The sequence below is a fragment of the Fulvivirga marina genome (assembly GCF_016775155.1).
In the GTDB taxonomy this organism is placed as follows: domain Bacteria; phylum Bacteroidota; class Bacteroidia; order Cytophagales; family Cyclobacteriaceae; genus Fulvivirga; species Fulvivirga marina.
The window spans coordinates 307648-328494 of sequence record NZ_JAEUGD010000066.1 but is presented as its reverse complement, the minus strand read 5'-3'; the positions used below and the strand labels follow the sequence as shown (position 1 = coordinate 328494).

The window sequence follows — 20847 nt, the reverse complement described above, 5'->3', positions numbered from 1 at the left end:
ATCTAAATGAATTTGACATGAAACAAATACCTAATTTGTACAAGGCCATTGTTGTCTCATTGGTCATTTTGTCGGCATGTAGCCAAGCTCCTGAGCAAAAAGCTGAACAGTTTGATTTCTACCAGTCGGACTTCTTTAAAGAAGTGCAACTCTCAGGGATTTTCCCTGATTCCAAAACCTTTGTGGACTGCACACCAAAGCAGCCTCTAGCAGAGATCAATACTATATATGAAGCTCAAAAAACGGAAGAGGGATTTGTGTTAAAAGATTTTGTGTTGGAGCATTTTGAACTGCCAGTAACCCCAGTAACAGGCTTCAAATCTGATACTTCAATGACTGTTGTGAAGCACTGCACCGACCTTTGGTCAGTACTTACACGTCAGCCAGATGAGTACAATCCGCTATCTTCACTGGTACCACTACCAGAGTCATACATTGTGCCTGGTGGGCGATTCAGAGAGATATATTACTGGGATAGTTACTTTACCATGGAAGGACTTGTGAAGTCAGGGCAGGAGGATATGGCCAGGAATATGGTCAACAATTTTTCCTTTCTGATCGATTCCCTTGGATTTATACCTAATGGTAACAGAAACTATTACTCGGGAAGATCCCAACCACCTTTCTACTCCTTAATGGTTGATTTAGTTGCCTCAGGGCAGCGGGAGTTGTTTATGAGCTATCTTCCGCGCTTACTGGAAGAATATAATTTTTGGATGGATGGGGCAGATACACTCAACAGTAATTACCCAGCTCACCGAAGAGTGGTGCTAATGCCCGACGGAAGCTTGCTTAACAGGTATTGGGATAACTACGCCTTACCAAGGCCGGAATCATTTAAGCCAGATTACGAGCTTGTAACAGAACATGACCTACAGCAGGAAACAGCATATCGACACCTGAGGGCAGGAGCGGAGTCAGGATGGGACTACAGCAGCCGATGGTTTGAAGATCAAAAATCATTAAAAACTATCCATACCACTGACATCATTCCGGTGGATCTGAACACTTTGTTGTATTTTCTGGAGCTAAAAATAGCCCAGGGGTATAATTGGAAAGGTGATTTGCAAAATGCTGATCTATTCATAAATAAGGCAGAAAAAAGAAAGCTTGCCATTGATAAGTACTTATGGGATGAGGCCGACAGATTTTATATCGATTATGATTATACGAAGCAGCAAAAGACAGGTGTACTTTCTCTGGCAGGTGCTTATCCTTTATTCTTTAAAATAGCATCGAAAGCACAGGCTAAATCTGTTGTTGAGCGGCTGTTGGCTGACTTTCTCAAGCCAGGAGGGTTCGTGACAACCCTTAATGAAACAGGCCAGCAATGGGATGCTCCGAACGGTTGGGCGCCATTACAATGGATAACAATTAATGGTCTTTATAACTATGGATACGGAGACGAGGGAAACGGTGCTGCGGAAAGATGGTTAAATAGAAACACTGAAGTTTACAAGGCTACTGGCAAAATGATGGAGAAGTACAATGTGCTGGATACCATGCTATTGGCAGGAGGAGGAGAGTATCCATTGCAGGATGGCTTCGGTTGGACCAATGGAGTGGCTATTGCACTTCAGAAAATACTGGCAGATAGAGATACAATTAATACTATGAGAGGTGCGGAACCGGTGGAAATGAACAATTGATGACCGTTAGCAGACATGCCGGGCTCTGCTTTTGTTATCGAAAATTGTAGGCTGTATCAAAAGGCTTTTTTCTTGCACTCATTCTGCACTTGTTTCAGAATCTGTGTTTACGTTTCTTGCACATTCAAAAATAAGGTTAGAAATGGAGGTTAAACTTTTGATGCAACCTATCTTTTTATTTGATGTTTTGTAGTCGTAAAGGAGGAAGAACCGACAAAGATATCTTTTAGGCATATCGGTTAATTAATATTTACGTGTGAATATCAAAGAAGAGTAATTTGTCGTGAGGGGTTCAGTGTCTAAAGTATAAGAAGCTTACTTTTGTACTTCCATATTATATTCTACCTTTCGGGAAGTTATTGAAAAAAAATCAAAACTCAGAGGGAGTTTCGTCGATGATATACAGTTATTAATTTGCGCTTAAGAGTTACAGGTCTTGGAAAGTGTTTATCAGTCAATAGCTAGTTTACAGAAGTGCCAAAAGATGTAGTATAACTATTGCCCGGCTCAAGACTTACCATGCCCATCTTATTATTCAAAGCATCAACGTTACAGGTCATGGGCTCTATGGCAATACAGTTTTTTTCCGGGGTAAATAATTGTAGATAAGGTATTGTATCTACATCACGCCATAGGGTAAGACAAACCTTGTCATTCTGTAGGTGTGCTATATTGCGCTCGTTGCATTTTAGGATGAAGCAATCATCTAGCTTTATGTTATCTACTGCTTTAAAGAAGGAAAGTGCTTTATAGTTTTTTACATTTCCAGATGGAAGTGCCCTTTCATTCAGTTCAACTTGATCCACCTCACTGATCTTTAGCTTAGCATCAGCCCATTCGGGGAAAGTGAAGTAGGGGTGCCACCCCAGTCCAAAGGGCATATTGATCGGAGATGTGTTTTCAATCTTGATTTTTACTTCAAAATCAGACTGGGTATTAATTTTGTACGTGACACTAAATTTGAAAGTGAAGGGGTAAAATTTTAAAGGCGTAGACTGGTCCAACACCAACTTGATTTCTGCATTCTCGACGGAAGTGTTAATATACTCGACTTCAAAGGGAAGGTCAGCAATAAAGCCATGGATAGCATTGTGCCTTATCCTTTCATTGAGCGGAAAACTATATGTGACGCCGTTTTCTGAAAAAGTACCATCCTTGAGTCTGTTTGGGAAAGGGAAAAGAAAAGCACTTTTATAGTATTTATCGCTAAAAATATCCTCTTCAGAAGAAAAACCATCAATCACTTCAATTCCCGAACCAGTCCCTACACCTACCTGGAGGCTATTTAAACGTGCTCCAAATGCCGGAATAACTTCCAGCGCGATATTCTTCTGCTTGTGGAATATTCTAATAACTTCAAATTCCCCCAAATGGTATTGTGATAACTCAAACATTATTGACTGTAAACGATGTTGTACTCCTTCTTTGCGCGAGTGTGTACAATTAAAATTTATTTAATAATTATTTGTTTTTTTTAATGATATCCTATTGAGGGAGTCGTACCCTCGAAAAGCGAAATATATAAGTATTTTTTCTAAATAGAATCAGGAAAAAACCGATATTTTTATCGCAAACGATTGCATAATTAGAGGGGAGAAATTGTGAGGCTAATGTTTATGAAAACCTGCTTATTATTCTTATAATTAAGATTCGGAGCAGGCTTTGGAGTTGGATGATCTTTTGTACATAACTTTTATTTTAATGCATTTCAAGCTTTTTCTTTAGCCTGTGACTAATCACCACTTTTTAACTTACCCCTAATATTATGGAATTGAATTTTTATGATAAACTACAGCCTGTTGATATAGGTATAGTTATCTTTTACCTGTTGTTTGTTGTTTTGCTTGGCCTTTACTTCGGGGCAAAGCATAAGGACGCGGAAGACTACTTCCTGGCAGGCAGAAACCTTACCTGGCCGTTAATCGGTTTTTCACTTTTTGCTTCAAACATGAGTAGTAACTCGCTTGTAGGGCTGACTGGTTCCGGTTATGTGACTGGTTTTTCAGTATTTAGCTATGAATGGATGGCGGTATTTGTACTCATTATTTTTGCTGTCTTTTTCCTTCCCTTTTATCTTAAAAATAAAATATATACCGTTCCGGAATACCTGAACAATCGTTTTGATTACTTCACGCGTGCTTATGCATCTGCTATTGCTATTATACTCAATGTTATAGTAGATGTAGCGGCCACATTATATGCAGGAGGTATACTCATTCAGCTCATATTTCCACAATTTGAACTTTGGATTATTATTTCTGTCTTGGCCGTTATAGCAGGTTTATATACTATCTCAGGTGGCCTGAGTGCCGTAGTGTATACTGATGCTATTCAGGCGGTAATATTGATATTTGGAAGCATACTAATTACCTACTATGCATGGGATGCGTCAGGTGGTTTCCCTGAGGTTATGAAGGTTACTGACCCTGATCATTTCGATATCATCAGGTCAACCTCAGACCCTGAACTTCCGTGGCCTGGTTTGTTAACAGGAGTACTTCTGCTAGGGTTCTATTTCTGGGGAACTAATCAGTATATTACTCAAAGAGCGTTGGCTTCCAGAAGCACACTCCATGGTCAGTGGGGGTCAATGTTTGCTGGACTTTTGAAGATCTCTATCCTGTTTATCATGATTTTCCCCGGAGCATTTGCCAGGGTAATCTATCCTGAGATTGACAAGGTGGATACCTTATACCCAACCATGCTGTTCGATCTGTTGCCCACTGGTATTTTAGGGTTGGTGCTAGCTGGCTTTATTGCTGCATTGATGTCCAGTATAGACTCAGGGCTTAACTCAGTTTCTACATTGGTGACCATGGACTTTATAAACAAGATATGGCCTGAAAAAACTACAGAACAGCTTATGAAAATGGGGCGTTGGGTAACATTTATTGTTATGGTGATTGCTACTGCATGGGCACCACAAATTGTTCATTTTGAAAAACTTTGGGACTACCTGCAACAAGCACTGTCGTGGTTCTGTCCTCCGATAATTGCTCTGTTTGTTATGGGGCTATTTTGGAAAGGTGCCAATACAACCGGTGCACGTTGGACCATCATAGTAGGGTCTGTTATCACTGTATTGTCAATTATATTCAATGATGCTCAGTGGAAGCCGCACTTCTTGTATATGACAGGTATACACTTTCTGCTAAGCTGCGTAGCAATGGTGGTAGGATCCATGTTTGGAAAGCGTCAGTCCGACGCCGTACTTGAAAATACCGTTTGGTCGGTCAAGGAATTTAGAGCTGAAACGCTAGAGTTGAGCAGCTTGGCATGGTACAAGAACTACCGAATTCATGCAGTGATTTTGGTTATTATTGTTGCACTGATTCTTATAGCATATTAAAGTTCAAACGAATGGTGTTGCGTATGAAAGTCGTTATGCATAATAATTTCTGTCTCTCGGGTATTTGTCGATTCCTTTTGGTAATTTAATCGCCATGTCTGTATATCTAGGAGAATTTATAGGAACCATGTTGCTCATTACCCTTGGAGGTGGCGTGGTAGCCGGTGTCGTTTTAAAGGGAACAATATCGGAAGGAGCAGGGTGGCTGGTGATTGTTGTAGGCTGGGGCCTGGCAGTCTCTTTTGCAATTTACGCAGTGGGTAATATTAGCGCTGCGCATATCAATCCGGCAGTAACCGTGGGACTGGCTTTCATTGGTGAATTTCCATGGAACAAGGTACCCGGCTATGTGCTATCTCAAATTTTGGGCGCATTTGTGGGAGGAACTATTGTCTGGCTTCATTATTTACCACATTGGGGGAAGACCGAAGATGTCGGCGCCAAGCTGGGGGTATTTTGTACTGCTCCAGCCATACGTTCATATGCAGCAAATTTTGTTAGCGAAATGATTGCCACCATGGTACTCGTGATAGGAGTACTGTTTGTAGGAGCTAATAAACTAACAGAAGGCCTGAACCCTTTGGTGATAGGAGGTTTGGTCATGGTTATAGGCCTGGGACTTGGTGGTACTACAGGTTTTGCTATTAATCCGGCACGTGACTTTGGCCCAAGACTAGCACACTTTTTACTGCCTATCTCAGGTAAGGGTAAATCCGATTGGACCTATTCCTGGGTGCCAATTATTGCTCCACTTTTAGGAGGAGCTCTAGGTGCAGCGCTTTACAGGATATTATTTGACCAGCAAATGGACCTTATTTACTTTGCAGTAGTGGTTCTGGCTGTGCTATCCGCTGTTTTTGCTATTGTAAAAGATCAACAGAATAAAATTAAGACTCAAAAATAAAGTTTATGGCAGTTAAGTACATTATAGCCTTGGATCAGGGTACTACCAGTTCAAGAGCAGTGCTTTTTAATGATAAAGGAGAATTGCTGGCTATTGAGCAGCAAGAGTTTAAACAATACTTTCCAAAGCCAGGGTGGGTCGAACACGACGCACAAGAGATTTGGGATACCCAGTATGAAGTATTAACTGCACTTATAGCAAATCAAAAAATCAAACCAGCAGAAATCGCTGCATTGGGCATAACCAATCAGCGGGAAACGACCATAGTATGGGAGAAGGCTACAGGGAAACCTATTCATAAGGCTATAGTTTGGCAGGATAAAAGAACCAGTTCTATTTGCAACGACCTGAAAAATAAGGGGATGGAAGGTATGGTTCGAGAAAAAACAGGATTGGTAATAGATTCATATTTTTCAGCGACTAAGATCCAATGGATACTCGATAATGTACCCGGAGCACGTGATAAAGCCGATGCCGGAGAGTTGTTATTCGGCACGGTGGATACCTGGCTGGTGTGGAAACTTACCAAAGGGAAGCAACACGTGACGGATTATACAAATGCCTCCCGAACAATGCTTTATGATATTAGACAGTTGGAGTGGGACACGGAATTGATCGACATGCTTAGAGTAAATAAATCATTGCTTCCTGAGGTTAAACCCTCAGCGACACATTTTGGTATGTGGGAATTTGGTGGTGAAGAGATACCCATTACTGGTATTGCTGGAGATCAACAGGCCGCATTATTCGGGCAGGCTTGTTGCGAGGTAGGTATGGCAAAAAATACTTACGGCACGGGTTGCTTTATGTTGATGAACACTGGCGATAAATTACAAATGTCAGAAAATGGACTGATCACTACGATAGCCTATGGTGTTGACGGGAAAGTTCATTACGCCCTTGAAGGAAGTGTTTTTGTGGCAGGAGCAGCAGTACAATGGTTGCGCGATGGTATAAAACTTATCAAAGACACTTCAGAAACAGAAGCTTTGGCTGAGGAGGTCAAAGATACGGAAGATGTATTTGTTGTGCCTGCTTTTGTGGGGTTAGGTGCTCCATATTGGGACATGTATGCGCGAGGTGCCATTTTTGGGCTTACGAGGGATACAGATACCCGACATCTTGTGAAAGCAACTCTGGACTCTCTGGCTTACCAGACCAGAGATATACTGGAAGCTATGCAGAAAGACTCTAAAATAGACCTTAAATCCCTTAAGGTTGACGGAGGCGCGGTGGCTAACAATTACCTGATGCAATTTCAATCCGATATATTGGGAGTAGAAGTGGTTAGACCAGAGGTGATTGAATCGACAGCTCAGGGAGCAGCCTATCTGGCAGGAATCGGCGTTGGCATGTGGAAGCAAGAGGATCTTACTAAACTCCAAAAGATTAATCGTGTTTTTAAGCCTATGCTTGAAGAAAAGACTCGAGAAAGGCTTTACAAAAAGTGGCAGGAAGCGGTAAAACGTACCATGAATTGGATTGAAGAAGACGAATTATGATTACCTTGTCAGCATTGGACCGTCCTGTTTTATTAGGAGAATTGCAGTCTGCCAGGTTTGATCTTCTGGTTATCGGTGGAGGGATCACTGGGGTGGGGATAGCTCTGGATGCTGCCTCACGAGGACTAAAGGTAGCTTTGGTGGAAAAGGAAGACTTTGCCTCAGGGACCAGTAGCCGTTCAACAAAGTTGATCCACGGAGGCCTAAGGTATTTGAAGCAATTTGAAATAGCACTGGTGAGAGAAGTGGGGAGAGAAAGGGCAACGTTGCATAGACTAGCCCCTCATTTAGTGACCGCTGAGAAAATGCTCTTGCCTCTGATTAAAGGGGGGAATTTTGGTAAGTTGCTTACGTCATTTGGACTGATGGTCTATGATGTATTGGCTGATGTGCAAAGTGCTGACCAGAGAAAAATGCTTGATAGGGAAGAGGCTCTGGCTAAGGAACCATTGCTGGACAAAGAAAAGCTTGAAGGCGCTGGTATTTATGCCGAATATCGCACGGATGATGCCCGGCTTACTATTGAAGTTATGAAAGCAGCTGCTCACTTTGGAGCAACATGTCTCAATTATGTGGAGGCTCATGAGTTTACTTATGAAAGTAACCAGATAACAGGTGTAAAGGCCAGAGATATATTAAACGGAGCCAGCTTTGCTGTTAGGGCTGATCTTGTAGTAAGCGCTACTGGCCCGTGGGTCGATGAAATAAGGAAAAAGGATCAGTCCCTGGAGGGAAAAAGGCTTCACTTGACTAAAGGTGTACATATAGTGGTGGACCATGAAAAGCTACCAGTAAAGCAAGCCGTTTATTTTGATGTACCAGATGGCAGAATGATCTTTGCTATTCCAAGAGGAGAAATCACCTATATAGGAACTACGGATACAGACTACTTTGGGGATAAGGAGCATGTACTTACCAACCAGGAAGATGTAGAGTATCTGATCGATGCGGTCAACCATGCTTTCGCCAACACGGAAATAAATATTGAAGATGTCAAATCAAGTTGGGCCGGACTGCGTCCACTGATCCATGAAGAAGGAAAATCAGCATCAGAACTTTCCCGAAAGGATGAGATTTTTGTCTCAGACACAGGACTGATCTCTATTGCCGGAGGCAAACTGACCGGTTATAGGAAAATGGCAGAAAGGGTTATAGACCTTGTTGTTAAAAAACTTAAAGATAAAGGACTATCTAAAGAGTTGGGAGGGTGCAGAACAGACCAGATACCACTAGGTGGCGGGAAGTTTATGGATGCACTATCCATAAAGCGGTATGCAGAATCTCTTGAGGGAGAAATAGATAGATCAGAAGCCAATTATCTGGTGGCTAACTATGGCACTCAGACAGAGGAGATACTAAGAGAAAGGAAAGAGAAAACCGCTTTTGGCCTGTTAGAAGCCGAATGTCATTATTGTATTGAGCATGAAATGGTCAACACTTTATGTGATTTTTTTATAAGGCGGACAGGCAGGCTTTATTTTAATGTTGAAAGTGTAAAGACACATTACAAACTCCTTGCAAAATATATGCAGAGCCAATTTGGCTGGCCCCAAGAGCGACTCGACGCTGAAATAAAAAATATTGAGCAGGCCATTTTTGAGGCCTCACATTTTGACCCCATTAAATAATTAAAGCAATATGGAAAGAACCTGGTGGAAGGAAAGTGTAGTTTATCAGATATATCCACGAAGTTATAGAGATTCCAATAACGACGGCATAGGAGATATTCCGGGTATAATTAGCAAACTGGATTATATTAAGTCACTTGGGGTAGATATCATTTGGATATGCCCCGTCTATAAATCTCCCAATGATGATAATGGCTACGATATCAGTGATTATCGTGATATTATGGATGAATTTGGTACAATGAGTGACTTTGATACTTTATTAAGCGAAGTCCATCAGAGGAAGATGAGGCTGGTAATGGACTTGGTACCCAACCATACTTCAGACGAACATTTCTGGTTTCAGGAATCCCGCAAATCAAAAGACAACCCATATCGTGACTATTACTACTGGAAGCCTGCTAAAAACGGACAACCTCCCACAAATTGGCCTTCCTTTTTTGGAGGGAGTGTCTGGGAGTATGATCCGTTAACAGAGGAGTACTATCTGCACCTTTTCTCTAAAAAACAACCAGATCTGAATTGGGAAAACCCAAAAGTACGTCAGGAAATATATGATGTGATGAAATTCTGGTTTGATAAAGGAATAGATGGGTTGAGGATGGATGTAGTATCGCTCATATCTAAAAATACTGATTTTCCCGATGCCAATATTAAAGATTTCAATGCCATAATCAACCGCTATTATGCTAATGGACCAAGGGTACATGAGTTTTTGAGAGAAATGCAGCAGGAAGTGCTTTCCCAATATGATATCATGACGGTCGGGGAAGGCCCTGGAATAGACCTGGATAATGGTATTAATTATGTAGATGAGTCCAGAAAGGAACTCAATATGATCTTCCACTTTGGCCATATGTTTATGGATAATGGACCTGGAGGAAAATATGATCCTGTTGAATGGGACTTAGTCGATTTCAAGAATGTATTCAATGCCTGGGATGAAAAACTGAATGCTAAAGGATGGGGAAGCATATTCTTGGGGAATCATGATTTTCCGAGAATGGTGTCGCGATTTGGTAACGATAAAACCTACTGGAAACAGTCAGCTAAGCTCTTGTCGACCCTTTTGCTCTCCATGAGAGGAACCACCTATATTTATCAGGGAGATGAAATTGGAATGACTAACGTAATACATCATTCTATTGACGATTATCGTGATATCGAAACATTAAATAGTTGGAAAAAGGCTGAAACAGAAGGTAAATCCATGGATGATTTTATGGAACTTGTTCACCTGCAAAGCAGAGATAATGCTCGTACACCAATACAGTGGGATGCTTCGGATCACGGCGGATTTTCATCGGTTGAGCCTTGGTTAAAAGTAAACCCTAACTTTACTGAGATCAATGTAGAGATACAGCAAAGTGATCATGATTCTATCCTGAATTATTATCGTAAAATGATAGCTTTCAGAAAAGATAACCCCACGCTGGTATATGGTGATTACAGGTGTTTGTTAAAAGATGATCGTCACATTTATGCCTATGAAAGGTTTGATAGCGATGGACACTTTCTGGTTGTGCTCAATTTTTCTGAAGATAACCGGTTGTTCAATGAAAAAGTTGGCGATAACCTTGAGTTACTCATAAACAACTATGAGCAGGAAAATGAAGCCTCCGTTTTGAGACCCTGGGAGGCTAAACTGTTTAAAGTGAGTTGAAATTTGAATTATAAATAACCAGTAATACCAGGCCTTTAATAATTACAGGCCATAAATAAGGTAATCATATTTGTAAAATGGCAAAAGACAATAAAAAACTATGGGGTATTGACCTTGGAGGTACCAAAATAGAAGGTGTAGTTATTAATTCACCCAATATATCGGAAGTATTATGTCGTACCCGCATTTCAACGGAGGCTGATAAAGGTTATAAACATATTTTAAACCGGATCAAAGAATTGATCGGTCTGATGTCAGAAGAGGTAAAAAGCACCCCGGAAATCCTCGGAATTGGTACGCCGGGAAACCTGGATCCTCAGACTTATTTATTAAAAAACAGCAACTCTACTAGCCTTAATGGGCAGCCATTTAAGCAAGACCTGGAAGACCTTTTGGGTATAGAAGTTAAAATGGCTAATGATGCAAACTGCTTTGCCCTTGCCGAAACCAGGCTGGGCATTGTACAGGATATAAATTCCGATGCTGAGGTTGTTTTTGGGGTTATTATGGGTACAGGAGTTGGAGGCGGCCTGGTGGTCAATGGCAAAGTGATCAATGGACATCAAGGCATAGGAGGAGAGTGGGGCCATAACTTCCTGGATGCATCCGGAGGGAAGTGCTACTGTGGAAAATCCGGTTGTGTTGAAACCATAATAGCCGGACCTGCTTTGGAGAGATATTATCAGGGATTATCGGGTGAACATAAAAAGTTGAAAGACATAGTAATACAGCAAGAAGGCGATAAGTATGCTGCCGCAACCCTTGAAAGGCTGGCTCATTTCTTTGGATTAGGTATTTCTAATATTATCAATATCCTCGACCCTGATGTAATTGTACTTGGTGGTGGAGTAGGAAATATAGATATTCTTTATAATCGAGGAGTCAAAGAAGCTGAAAAGTACACTTTCAACACCAGCCTGAAAACCCCAATTGTTAGGCCGAAACTTGGCGACAGTGCAGGAGTATTTGGTGCCGCCCTCCTTGTGAGCTAACCATTTACTCCATTATTAAGCTTTTACCATCACAAGGCAAGAAGGCCTAATCAGGGAAATGCAAATTAGAGAACTTTTAAAGCCAGGCTAATACTTCAAACTTCATTAGTAAAAAAGGCTTGATAGTATGACAAAATCAAAATTTATACAAACCTTTAACATTGTATGTTCAATGATGTTTTTGGTTTGTTCATGCAATAAAATGATCAACTATGGAACAAAAACAATACACTATACCCTCTAAAGAAAGAGAAGAGTGGCGAAAATTGGTAACAGGACTGTTAGATCACAAATTCCAAAATTTTGTACTACAAATGAAAACTGCAGAGTACCAAAGTAAGATTTCATCAGGGGAGCTGCCTTTAGAAAAAGCCATCGATGAATTACACCAATTGTGTGAAAAGTATGTAGTAGCGGTGCAGAGTGATTTTAAAAAAATATTTAAAGACTGGTAAAATGAAAGCAAAAATACAAGAAAACAAACTGATGGATGTAAAGTCGACATCCAAGCTGATAGAAGAAGGTAAAGTATTGGTACTTTCTGGTTCTGAAGACCTATTAAACCAACTTCCTCATGGAAATTGGATCGGAGCTACTACACCATTCTTCTACCTGGAACAGAAAATAAATAAGGAATCTGGTAGGGGATACCTTATGGTTAGTGATTTCACTGATTTGATAAAGTCTTTTTCAATATCGGTTTTTGATGAGACATCTTTAAAAAACGTCAGCACAAGTGGTTTTGAAAATGGGTTCAACTTTTTAGTATTGCCTGCATTGCGTGACATCCAGTTTTCCTTTGCTCTAAACTCATCAAGCTACGAAAAATTGTTTGAGAACCCGTTGATAGGATTGGTAGCCGGAGTAGATTTAGAAGAATTTACTAAAGGTAAACTTTCAAAAACTTTCTATGGACCAAGTGGAGAAAGCTTTACCGACAATGCAGTGGTATTGCATGCGGAGTTACCTCCTGAGAAAGTAGCTCGGTTAGAAATAGTCAATGTGTTTGAGCCGGAAAATGATATTTTTATTGAAGTGGAGGAGGATGCCTTTAGGGTTAAAAACTGTTTGATCGATGGTAAGCCAACTAGTCTGTACGAATATATCAAGGAGCATAATATAGACACTTCATACCCACTTGTTTGTGATTATGCAGGGGCTACCGTCAATGTAAGCTTTCAGTATCTTGATGATGAAAAAAAGGAAGTTGTCTTTTATGCCCCACTTTTTAAAGGAAAGAAATACACTACTTCTAAAAAGTTTGACAGTTACTCCGAGTCATTTAGAAATAGAATAGAAAGTGTTTTAGAAAACGAAAAAAACATTGTTTATAACTGCAACTGTATCTTAAATTATCTATACGGCGAGTTAGATAAGCATGATATTGGTTTTTCTGGAGCTACTACTTTTGGAGAAGTGGCTTATGTTTTATTAAATCAGACATTTACATACCTGGCAATTGATGAGCAATAGAACAGAGAGGCGATTCCCAGAGTAAAAAGAAATTACACTTAAAGGAGGTTCAAGGGCCTGTGCCTGGCAGGCCTTGAATCTCCTTTAACCTTTTCTCTAATAGTTTATCTTTTCCTGTACTAAACCAGTGTTTGCTTTTAAACTACTCCTGCTTTAGATCCTCAACTTTATCTTTGAACAACAACCCAAAGAACAGCATAATAAGCCCTGCAAATGCACAAGGTATCAACCAGAAACTCTTCCATTGAGCAGAAGTTAAAGCTTTCGCGCCGCTGAGAAAGTTATTGTACACCTCACCGGCAATCTGGGCACCTATAAGCATACCCACACCATAAGTAATAAATACTAAAAAACCCTGGGCCTGTCCGCGGATCTTGGCTGTTGATTTTTTATCAACATAAACCTGACCGGTTACAAAGAAGAAGTCATAACAGATACCATGAAGAATTACACCTGTAATTACCATCCAGAATATACTTTCTGGAGCTGAAAATGCAAAAAATGCATAACGCAATACCCAGGCACCCATACCCAGAAGCAGCATTTTCTTAACACCCAGCCTCACAAAGAATAAGGGCATTAATAGCATGAAAACCACTTCGGAAACTTGCCCCAAAGACATGGTAGCTGCCGGGCGCTCAAAACCGGTGTAGTTAACAAAGATGGGGGCAAAATTATAATAAGCTGCCAAAGGTATACTTATCAGGAAAGAGCTTACCAGAAATACAATAAATGATTTGCTCTTTAAATAGTGGTAGGCGTCTATACCTAAGATGCTTCTGATTGAAGTCTTTTCACCTTTAGCGGGTGGAGGTGTATGAGGTAAGGAGAAACTGTAAAGTCCCAGTATAACACTTGAAAAAGCAGTGGTGTACATAGGAAGTGGTGTAGTATCTGGTAAACTATCAGCAACAAAATATACAAGAACATAGCTGATGAAAAGGCCTGCGGCTATCCATCCGATAGTACCGAACACCCTCACAATAGGAAATTGCCTTTCCTGGTCCTGAATGTTATGAAATGCAAGAGAATTAGTAAGTCCCAGCGTGGGCATATAGCATAAATTATAAGCGAGCAGCATCACAATAAACAGGGTAGAGTTACTTGTGGTTTGAGGTACATAAAACATGATGGCAGCTCCCAGCAAATGCAGCACGCCTAAAACCCGTTCTGTTGCAAAATACCGGTCGGCAATCATACCCAGAAAAAAAGGTGCAATAATAGCAGCTATTGGATTAACAGTATAAGGCCAGTGGGTTAGGTCTGCCATACCATGAGCACCCATATAATTACCGATGGTTACATACCAGGCACCCCACACAAAAAACTGCAAAAACATCATGGTACTTAGTCTGGGAAGGATGGTTTTATTCATAGTTCTAGAGGTTTAAAACGGGATAATAACCTTTAATTTTAAAATCTGCAAATTCATCATTTATCGCAAACGTTTGCGTCAGAAATTACATTTTTAAAGTCACTCATAATTTTTATATTGAACCGATAAGGGCTGAAAAACGCCCAGTTTTTTACCTAACTTTTTATTTGTACAATAAGCTTATGGCAATGAAAAACCGCAAGATAAAAATGGGGATGGTTGGAGGTGGAGCAGACGCTTTTATTGGAGCTGTTCACAGAAATGCTGCCGCTTTGGATCAGGAGATTGAACTCGTTTGTGGAGCATTTAGTAGTAGCCCCGAGAAGTCCAAACAAACCGGTCAGGCATTGTATCTTGATGAGCAAAGGGTATATGATAGCTGGCAACAGATGATTGAACATGAAAGCAAATTCCCCGAAGGAGAGCGCATGGACTTTATATCCATAGTGACCCCAAATCACCTGCACTTCGGGCCTGCTAAAATGGCTCTGGAGCATGGTTTTCACGTTATGTCAGATAAACCCTTGTGTTTTTCTTTAGATGAAGCATTGGAACTGAAGACCCTTGTAGATAAAACAGGTTTGCTATTCGGGTTGACCCACACCTATAGTGGCTACCCCATGGTGAAGGAGGCTAAAAACCTGATAAAACAGGGTATGTTAGGCAGTGTGAGAAAGGTGTACGTAGAGTATCCACAGGGGTGGCTTACTGATAATATCGAGAAAGGTGGGCAAAAGCAGGCTTCCTGGAGAACAGATCCTGCAAGGTCAGGAAAAAGTGGCTGTATGGGAGATATAGGTACACATGCAGCACATCTGGCAGAATATGTTAGTGGTTTGAGTATTAGCAATGTTTGTGCGGATCTCAACAAAATTGTTGAAGGGCGTGAACTTGATGATGACGGAGCTGTTCTGCTTCGTTTTGATAATGGTACATCTGGTGTCTTGGTTGCAACACAGATAGCAGCCGGAGAGGAGAATAACCTTAAACTTCGTGTTTATGGAGAAAAAGGCGGGCTGGAGTGGAATCATACCGATGCCAATACATTGCAGGTGAAATGGACTGACAGGCCTAATGAGTTATGGAGGACCGGAGTAGATAACCAATACCTGTCTGAAGCCTCAAGAAGAAATACAAGGTTGCCATCAGGGCATCCAGAAGGCTACCTTGAGGCATTTGCTAATATCTACCGAAATTTTGCATTTGCCATCAAGGCTGTAGAATCGGGAGAAAAGCCTGATTTAGATATCTACGATTACCCCGATATAAATGACGGAGTAATGGGCATGACCTTCATTGATAAAGTAGTAGAATCAACAGAAAAGAAAAACCGGTGGATTAAGATGTAAAGCCACTTCAAAACCAACAACATATGATGAAAACCATACAAGGACCAGCAATATTTCTCGCACAATTTCTGGATGATGAACCTCCATTCAATAACCTCAACAACATATGCAAATGGGCATCGGAACTAGGTTATAAAGGGGTACAAATACCCACTTGGGATAAGCGATGCTTTGACCTGGAAAAGGCAGCAGCAAGTAAAACCTATACTGATGAGATAAAAGGTACCGTGGAGCAGTACGGTATGCAGGTAACGGAGCTGTCCACTCACCAGCAAGGGCAGTTGGTTGCGGTTCATCCTGCTTATGATACTATGTTTGATGTTTTTGCTCCAGCTGAGCTGAGAGGCTATCCGTCTGAAAGACAAAAATGGGCCGCCGAACAGGTGAAAAAAGCCGCGAAAGCCAGCCGTAACCTAGGCATTGATGTTCATGCCACTTTTTCAGGAGCTTTGCTATGGCCCTTTATGTACCCCTGGCCACAAAGACCGGATGGCTTGGTCGAAGCCGGCTTTAAAGAGTTGGCCAATAGGTGGGAGCCAATATTGAACGTATTTGATGAAAACGGTGTAGACCTTTGCTATGAAGTTCATGCAGGAGAAGACTTGCATGATGGCATCACATTCGAAAGGTTTGTAGAGGCTACAAACAAACACCCAAGAGTAAAACTGTTGTTTGATCCGAGTCATTTTGTATTGCAGCAGCTTGATTATCTGCAAATGATTGATCACTATAATGAATACATTCGCATGTTCCATGTTAAGGATGCTGAGTACCATTACAATGGTAAAAGTGGTGTTTATGGGGGGTATCAATCATGGGGAGACAGACCCGGTCGATTCAGATCATTGGGAGATGGACAGGTGGATTTTACGGGAATATTCAGTAAACTATCACAATATGGCTATGGAGGTTGGGCAGTGATGGAATGGGAGTGTTGCATCAAATCACCCGAGCAGGGAGCAAGAGAAGGGGCACCATTCATTCAAAGTCATATTATCGAAGTTACCCAAAAAGCTTTTGATGATTTTGCTGGTGGAGAATCCAATGACGAGCTAAATCGTAAGATACTCGGAATCTGAAAACTTGATTTAAAATAAAACCCAATAATGCTGCTATGAAAATGGTTCTATAGCACTCTATACCTATGAAGAAAATATTCCAGATAGTTCTCGCCCTAATTTTATTGATATCGTGTACTAAGGAAGAAGAAACAAGAGAACGCCCTCGCAACCCATGGGTGTTTCGCTCGGTTCTTGATGAGCAGCCAAGAATAATAACCGTAGCCTTACATGACGAACTTTACGCAGCCTATGATGCCCGATATGGAGGTTTGTACAAGGCTTGGAAAGGAGGCGTAAATTTTGATGGTGCCGTTTATACTACTAAGCATGGCCCTCAGCCAACCAGTAAAGGTTATGCTTATTATGCCAGTAAACTGAATCATACCAAGTGGGTAATGATAAAAGGCGGTATCGAAGTTAAACCTGAAGTTGATTTTAAAGGCTATCAATTCAAAAACGGGCAAGTGCATTTTAAATATGAGCTAGAGGATGATCAAGGTAATACTATTCAGATAGAGGAGGTGCCTGAGTATATTTCAAAAAATGGTCATAATGGGTTGTCCAGAACATTTACGGTAGCTAATGTGCCTCAGGCAGTACAGGTAGGACTTAAGGTCAGCCTTACCAATATGAAAGAAGAGAAGGACTATGAGTGTACAGGAGAGTTTCAGGTGACCAACCAAAAGAAAGATATGTATACCAGTGGGTCAACTTACACCGTGGAGGGGCTTTTGCTATTGAATGGTGACGGAGCTACAGAACTGTCTGTTTACTTTCATCCCGGATTTGATAAAGGAATGTCAGGGGATGAGGTTGAACCAAAGGTAGTAATAGCAGAAGGTTCACTAATGGAAGGCAAGCAACTCATAGAGAACAGTGATTGTAAAACCTGTCATAATGAGGTCAAAAAGACTGTAGGTCCGGCTTATATAGATATTGCGAAGCGATATGAGAACTCGGAGGCTTCGACTGTGGACCTTGCGCAAAAAGTCATCAATGGAGGTAGCGGTAATTGGGGGGAAGTACCTATGACAGCACATCCTGATTTACAGGAGATTGATGCAAAAAAAATGATGGCATATGTCCTTTCGCTGGATAACGAGCCTCTAAAAGAAACAATGGAAGTTAAGGAAGATGATCTGATGCTCGGCGTTGCATCAATAAAACTACAGCTAAATGATCAAAATGAAGCTTTTAAAGCTGGTGGTGAAGAACTCCACAATGGCCTTGCTGCCAATGCCTACGCTTGGAATGAGCCTAATACTGGTTTTGATCAATTGGTAAAAACCACTGCTCCCGTGCTTTCCGGTGTCATTCCTGCTATTCATTTGGATAATGCTGCTGACCTGGGGAAGTTCAAAGAAAATATTTATATAGAGTTCAAGGGGTTTGTTGACGTAGAGGAAACATCTAATTATGTATTCAGGCTGGTTTCAGATGATGGTTCAAAACTTTACATTAATGACAAACTGGTTATTGATAATTCTGGTTTTCACGGTCCGGAAGCTAAGGATGGTGAAATTTACCTTCAAAAGGGGCTTAACAAGCTGAAAATTGAATATGCTCAGGGAAAGGGGGGGGCAGTATTGTCATTCCAATGGGCGAAATATGGTGATCGTAAGTTTTCAATAGTGCCTGCATCTGTATTGAAATACAAGAACACCCAGTTTAGAGAAGTGATACCCTATATAGCACCTGAAAAATTAATGAGGAGCATCCCTGGAGATCAAAGACCTTTGGTGGAGGTACATCCGGCATTTGATCTGTTTCAGGCCCGTCCTGATGACTTTGAACCTCGTGTTGGAGGTATGGATTTCCTTTCAAATGGACGCATGGTAGTGTGTACATGGGATTCCGTTGGTTCTGTTTACATCGTTGATGGAGTGGAGACAGGTGACCCTTCCCAAATGAAAGTGAAGCAAATAGCATCAGGGCTTGCGGAACCGTTGGGTTTAAAAGTAGTTGATGATCAAATTTATGTACTTCAAAAGCATGAACTTACCAGACTCATAGATCATGATGGGGACGAATTGATCGATGAATATCAGACAGTAAGTGATGACTGGAAAGTATCTGCTAATTTCCATGAATTTGCCTTTGGGTTAGCGTATAAAGATGGACACTTCTATGCGGCTCTGGCCATTGCGATTATGCCTGGAGGAGCCAGTGCAAACCCTCAGATCCAAGATCGAGGCAAAGTCATTAAAATTTCTAAAGATGATGGTTCTGTTGAGTTTATTGCTCACGGCTTGAGAACACCCAATGGTATAGGCATCGGAGTTGATGGAGAACTGTTTATAGCAGATAACCAGGGGGACTGGTTGCCTTCCAGCAAGATAGTCCACGTACAGAAAGGAGCCTGGTATGGTTCCCGGGCTGTAGACTTTGAGGGTACTGCAAATATAAAAGAAACCAGGCCGGTGGTCTGGCTGCCTCAAGATGAGATAGGCAATTCTCCGAGTACACCAGCTTACCTTGATCTTGGCCCCTACAAAGGACAAATGATCCATGGGGAAGTGACTCATGGAGGTGTAAAAAGGGTATTTGTAGAAAAGGTGGATGGTAAATACCAAGGAGCAGTATTCAGATTCATTCAGGGACTTGAGGCAGGGGTTAACCGTCTTACCTGGGGACCCGATGGAGATCTTTATATCGGAGGTATTGGCAATCCGGGTAACTGGCAGCAAAATGATAAATTGTGGCATGGGTTGCAACGGCTGCATTATAATGGGAAGACTGCATTTGAGCCCTTGGCCATCAGGGCCAGAACTAATGGTATAGAAGTGGAATTCACCCAACCCATTGCAGAAGATCAGGGACAGCATGTTGATGATTATCAGGTTAAGCAGTGGCATTATAAACCTACTGAGGATTATGGGGGTCCTAAACTTGATATGAAACAACTGAATGTTAGGTCATTACATATGTCTGGTGACAGGAAAAAGATATTCCTTGAACTTGAAGGGATGGAAGCTGATCATGTGGTGCATTTTAGAGTAGTTAACCCCTTTACCAGTGCCGAAAAGCAATCGTTATGGACCACTGAAGGCTGGTATACAATGAATAACATTCCTCAGGATAAACCTGGTTTTGTTAACCCTGTAGAACCGGTGCCCCATAACCAGTTGACCGAAAAGGAGAAGGAAGAAGGGTGGAAACTTCTTTTTGACGGGAAAACTACTACGGGATGGAGGAAGTTTAAAGAGGATAGGATCGGGCCAGCATGGAAGGTAGGGAATGGTACACTTTACCTTGATAATTCTAAGAAAAAGGACTGGCAGGTAGTAGGCGGAGGGGATATCATTACGGACAAGGAGTATCAGGACTACGAACTGGTTTTGGACTGGAAGGTCGAAGAAGGGGGCAATAGCGGTGTCATTTATAATGTGGTTGAGAATGAAAATTATGATTATGTATGGCAGACAGGGCCTGAAATGCAGATACTCGATAACCCTAAGCATCCTGATGGTCGCATTGAAATGCATAGAGCCGGCGACCTTTATGATATGATATCCACCCGCTTTGTGACGGTTAATCCGGGAGGGCAGTGGAACTATGCACGAATAGTATCAAAAGCTGGACATGTGGAACATTGGCTAAATGGATATAAAGTTGTGGAGTTCCAGATGCATGTGCCTGAATGGGATGAAATGATCAAAGGAAGTAAGTTCAAGGCTATGTCTGGATTTGGTAAAGCCAGAAAAGGGCATATTTCTCTTCAGGATCACGGTGATAAAGTGTGGTTTAGAAACATAAAGATCCGGGAACTATAATAATATATAATGAGAGATGCATTACTGGCAGTACATAGGTTCAGGAGGCAAGACATCGAAGAATGTGTTAGAACAATAGCGTAATCATATATCAAAACTATACCTCTTTGCAAATAGAGGCAGAGGAGG

The 20847-nt window shown here is 41.3% G+C and carries 14 protein-coding genes; 12 read left to right on the top strand and 2 right to left on the bottom strand.

The window, feature by feature from the left end; genetic code table 11:
- Positions 1 to 17: 17 nt before the first annotated feature.
- Positions 18 to 1649: an alpha,alpha-trehalase TreF gene (gene treF / locus JMN32_RS22350; protein ID WP_202858605.1), complete on the top strand. Its 1632-nt coding sequence runs from the start codon at positions 18 to 20 to the stop codon at positions 1647 to 1649.
- Positions 1650 to 2110: 461 nt separating this feature from the next.
- On the opposite strand, the gene JMN32_RS22345 is transcribed toward treF, so the two are convergent.
- Positions 2111 to 3043 (bottom strand): aldose 1-epimerase, encoded by a 933-nt coding sequence (locus JMN32_RS22345; protein WP_202858604.1) that lies wholly within the window; start codon positions 3041 to 3043, stop codon positions 2111 to 2113.
- Positions 3044 to 3414: 371 nt separating this feature from the next.
- Here JMN32_RS22345 and JMN32_RS22340 point away from each other — a divergent pair, with 371 nt between their 5' ends.
- From JMN32_RS22340 to JMN32_RS22305, 8 genes are all read left to right on the top strand, one after another.
- Entirely contained in the window at positions 3415 to 4998 is a 1584-nt protein-coding gene (locus JMN32_RS22340) for a sodium:solute symporter (RefSeq protein WP_202858603.1), read from the top strand.
- A 94-nt stretch (positions 4999 to 5092) separates the two neighbouring features.
- Complete coding sequence (locus tag JMN32_RS22335; RefSeq protein WP_202858602.1) at positions 5093 to 5902, top strand: MIP/aquaporin family protein; 810 nt, start codon at positions 5093 to 5095, stop codon at positions 5900 to 5902.
- A gap of 5 nt (positions 5903 to 5907) precedes the next feature.
- Entirely contained in the window at positions 5908 to 7404 is a 1497-nt protein-coding gene (glpK, locus tag JMN32_RS22330; RefSeq protein ID WP_202858601.1) for a glycerol kinase GlpK, read from the top strand.
- Positions 7401 to 9032, top strand: a complete 1632-nt coding sequence (locus tag JMN32_RS22325) for a glycerol-3-phosphate dehydrogenase/oxidase (RefSeq protein ID WP_202858600.1) — start codon at positions 7401 to 7403, stop codon at positions 9030 to 9032. The genes glpK and JMN32_RS22325 overlap by 4 nt, the downstream gene beginning before the upstream one ends.
- A gap of 10 nt (positions 9033 to 9042) precedes the next feature.
- Positions 9043 to 10695 (top strand): glycoside hydrolase family 13 protein, encoded by a 1653-nt coding sequence (locus JMN32_RS22320; RefSeq protein ID WP_202858599.1) that lies wholly within the window; start codon positions 9043 to 9045, stop codon positions 10693 to 10695.
- A gap of 77 nt (positions 10696 to 10772) precedes the next feature.
- Complete coding sequence (locus JMN32_RS22315; RefSeq protein WP_202858598.1) at positions 10773 to 11687, top strand: ROK family protein; 915 nt, start codon at positions 10773 to 10775, stop codon at positions 11685 to 11687.
- Between the two features lie 212 nt (positions 11688 to 11899).
- On the top strand, positions 11900 to 12142 hold the full coding sequence (locus JMN32_RS22310; protein ID WP_202858597.1) for a hypothetical protein: 243 nt from the start codon (positions 11900 to 11902) through the stop codon (positions 12140 to 12142).
- A 1-nt stretch (position 12143) separates the two neighbouring features.
- Positions 12144 to 13160: a DUF6976 family protein gene (locus JMN32_RS22305; protein ID WP_202858596.1), complete on the top strand. Its 1017-nt coding sequence runs from the start codon at positions 12144 to 12146 to the stop codon at positions 13158 to 13160.
- A gap of 142 nt (positions 13161 to 13302) precedes the next feature.
- Here the strand turns inward: JMN32_RS22305 and JMN32_RS22300 are convergent, their stop codons facing one another.
- Positions 13303 to 14535, bottom strand: a complete 1233-nt coding sequence (locus JMN32_RS22300; RefSeq protein WP_202858595.1) for a nucleoside permease — start codon at positions 14533 to 14535, stop codon at positions 13303 to 13305.
- Positions 14536 to 14723: 188 nt separating this feature from the next.
- Between JMN32_RS22300 and JMN32_RS22295 the strand changes: the two genes are divergently transcribed.
- The 3 genes from JMN32_RS22295 to JMN32_RS22285 all read left to right on the top strand — a co-directional run bounded on the left by JMN32_RS22295 (position 14724) and on the right by JMN32_RS22285 (position 20718).
- Positions 14724 to 15884: a Gfo/Idh/MocA family protein gene (locus JMN32_RS22295; RefSeq protein WP_238354588.1), complete on the top strand. Its 1161-nt coding sequence runs from the start codon at positions 14724 to 14726 to the stop codon at positions 15882 to 15884.
- A 26-nt stretch (positions 15885 to 15910) separates the two neighbouring features.
- The gene (locus JMN32_RS22290) at positions 15911 to 16963 is read left to right on the top strand and encodes a sugar phosphate isomerase/epimerase family protein (RefSeq protein ID WP_202859077.1); all 1053 of its coding nucleotides are present in this window, start codon (positions 15911 to 15913) and stop codon (positions 16961 to 16963) included.
- Between the two features lie 65 nt (positions 16964 to 17028).
- Positions 17029 to 20718, top strand: a complete 3690-nt coding sequence (locus JMN32_RS22285) for a family 16 glycoside hydrolase (RefSeq protein ID WP_202858594.1) — start codon at positions 17029 to 17031, stop codon at positions 20716 to 20718.
- The last annotated feature ends 129 nt before the right edge of the window (positions 20719 to 20847 follow it).

Excerpts from the sequence above, each read along its gene's own strand:
- treF (WP_202858605.1), top strand. The coding sequence starts at position 18 with ATGAAACAAATACCTAATTTGTACAAGGCCATTGTTGTCTCATTGGTC.
- JMN32_RS22345 (WP_202858604.1), bottom strand. The coding sequence starts at position 3,043 with ATGTTTGAGTTATCACAATACCATTTGGGGGAATTTGAAGTTATTAGA.
- JMN32_RS22340 (WP_202858603.1), top strand. The coding sequence starts at position 3,415 with ATGGAATTGAATTTTTATGATAAACTACAGCCTGTTGATATAGGTATA.
- JMN32_RS22335 (WP_202858602.1), top strand. The coding sequence starts at position 5,093 with ATGTCTGTATATCTAGGAGAATTTATAGGAACCATGTTGCTCATTACC.
- glpK (WP_202858601.1), top strand. The coding sequence starts at position 5,908 with ATGGCAGTTAAGTACATTATAGCCTTGGATCAGGGTACTACCAGTTCA.
- JMN32_RS22325 (WP_202858600.1), top strand. The coding sequence starts at position 7,401 with ATGATTACCTTGTCAGCATTGGACCGTCCTGTTTTATTAGGAGAATTG.
- JMN32_RS22320 (WP_202858599.1), top strand. The coding sequence starts at position 9,043 with ATGGAAAGAACCTGGTGGAAGGAAAGTGTAGTTTATCAGATATATCCA.
- JMN32_RS22315 (WP_202858598.1), top strand. The coding sequence starts at position 10,773 with ATGGCAAAAGACAATAAAAAACTATGGGGTATTGACCTTGGAGGTACC.
- JMN32_RS22310 (WP_202858597.1), top strand. The coding sequence starts at position 11,900 with ATGGAACAAAAACAATACACTATACCCTCTAAAGAAAGAGAAGAGTGG.
- JMN32_RS22305 (WP_202858596.1), top strand. The coding sequence starts at position 12,144 with ATGAAAGCAAAAATACAAGAAAACAAACTGATGGATGTAAAGTCGACA.
- JMN32_RS22300 (WP_202858595.1), bottom strand. The coding sequence starts at position 14,535 with ATGAATAAAACCATCCTTCCCAGACTAAGTACCATGATGTTTTTGCAG.
- JMN32_RS22295 (WP_238354588.1), top strand. The coding sequence starts at position 14,724 with ATGAAAAACCGCAAGATAAAAATGGGGATGGTTGGAGGTGGAGCAGAC.
- JMN32_RS22290 (WP_202859077.1), top strand. The coding sequence starts at position 15,911 with ATGAAAACCATACAAGGACCAGCAATATTTCTCGCACAATTTCTGGAT.
- JMN32_RS22285 (WP_202858594.1), top strand. The coding sequence starts at position 17,029 with ATGAAGAAAATATTCCAGATAGTTCTCGCCCTAATTTTATTGATATCG.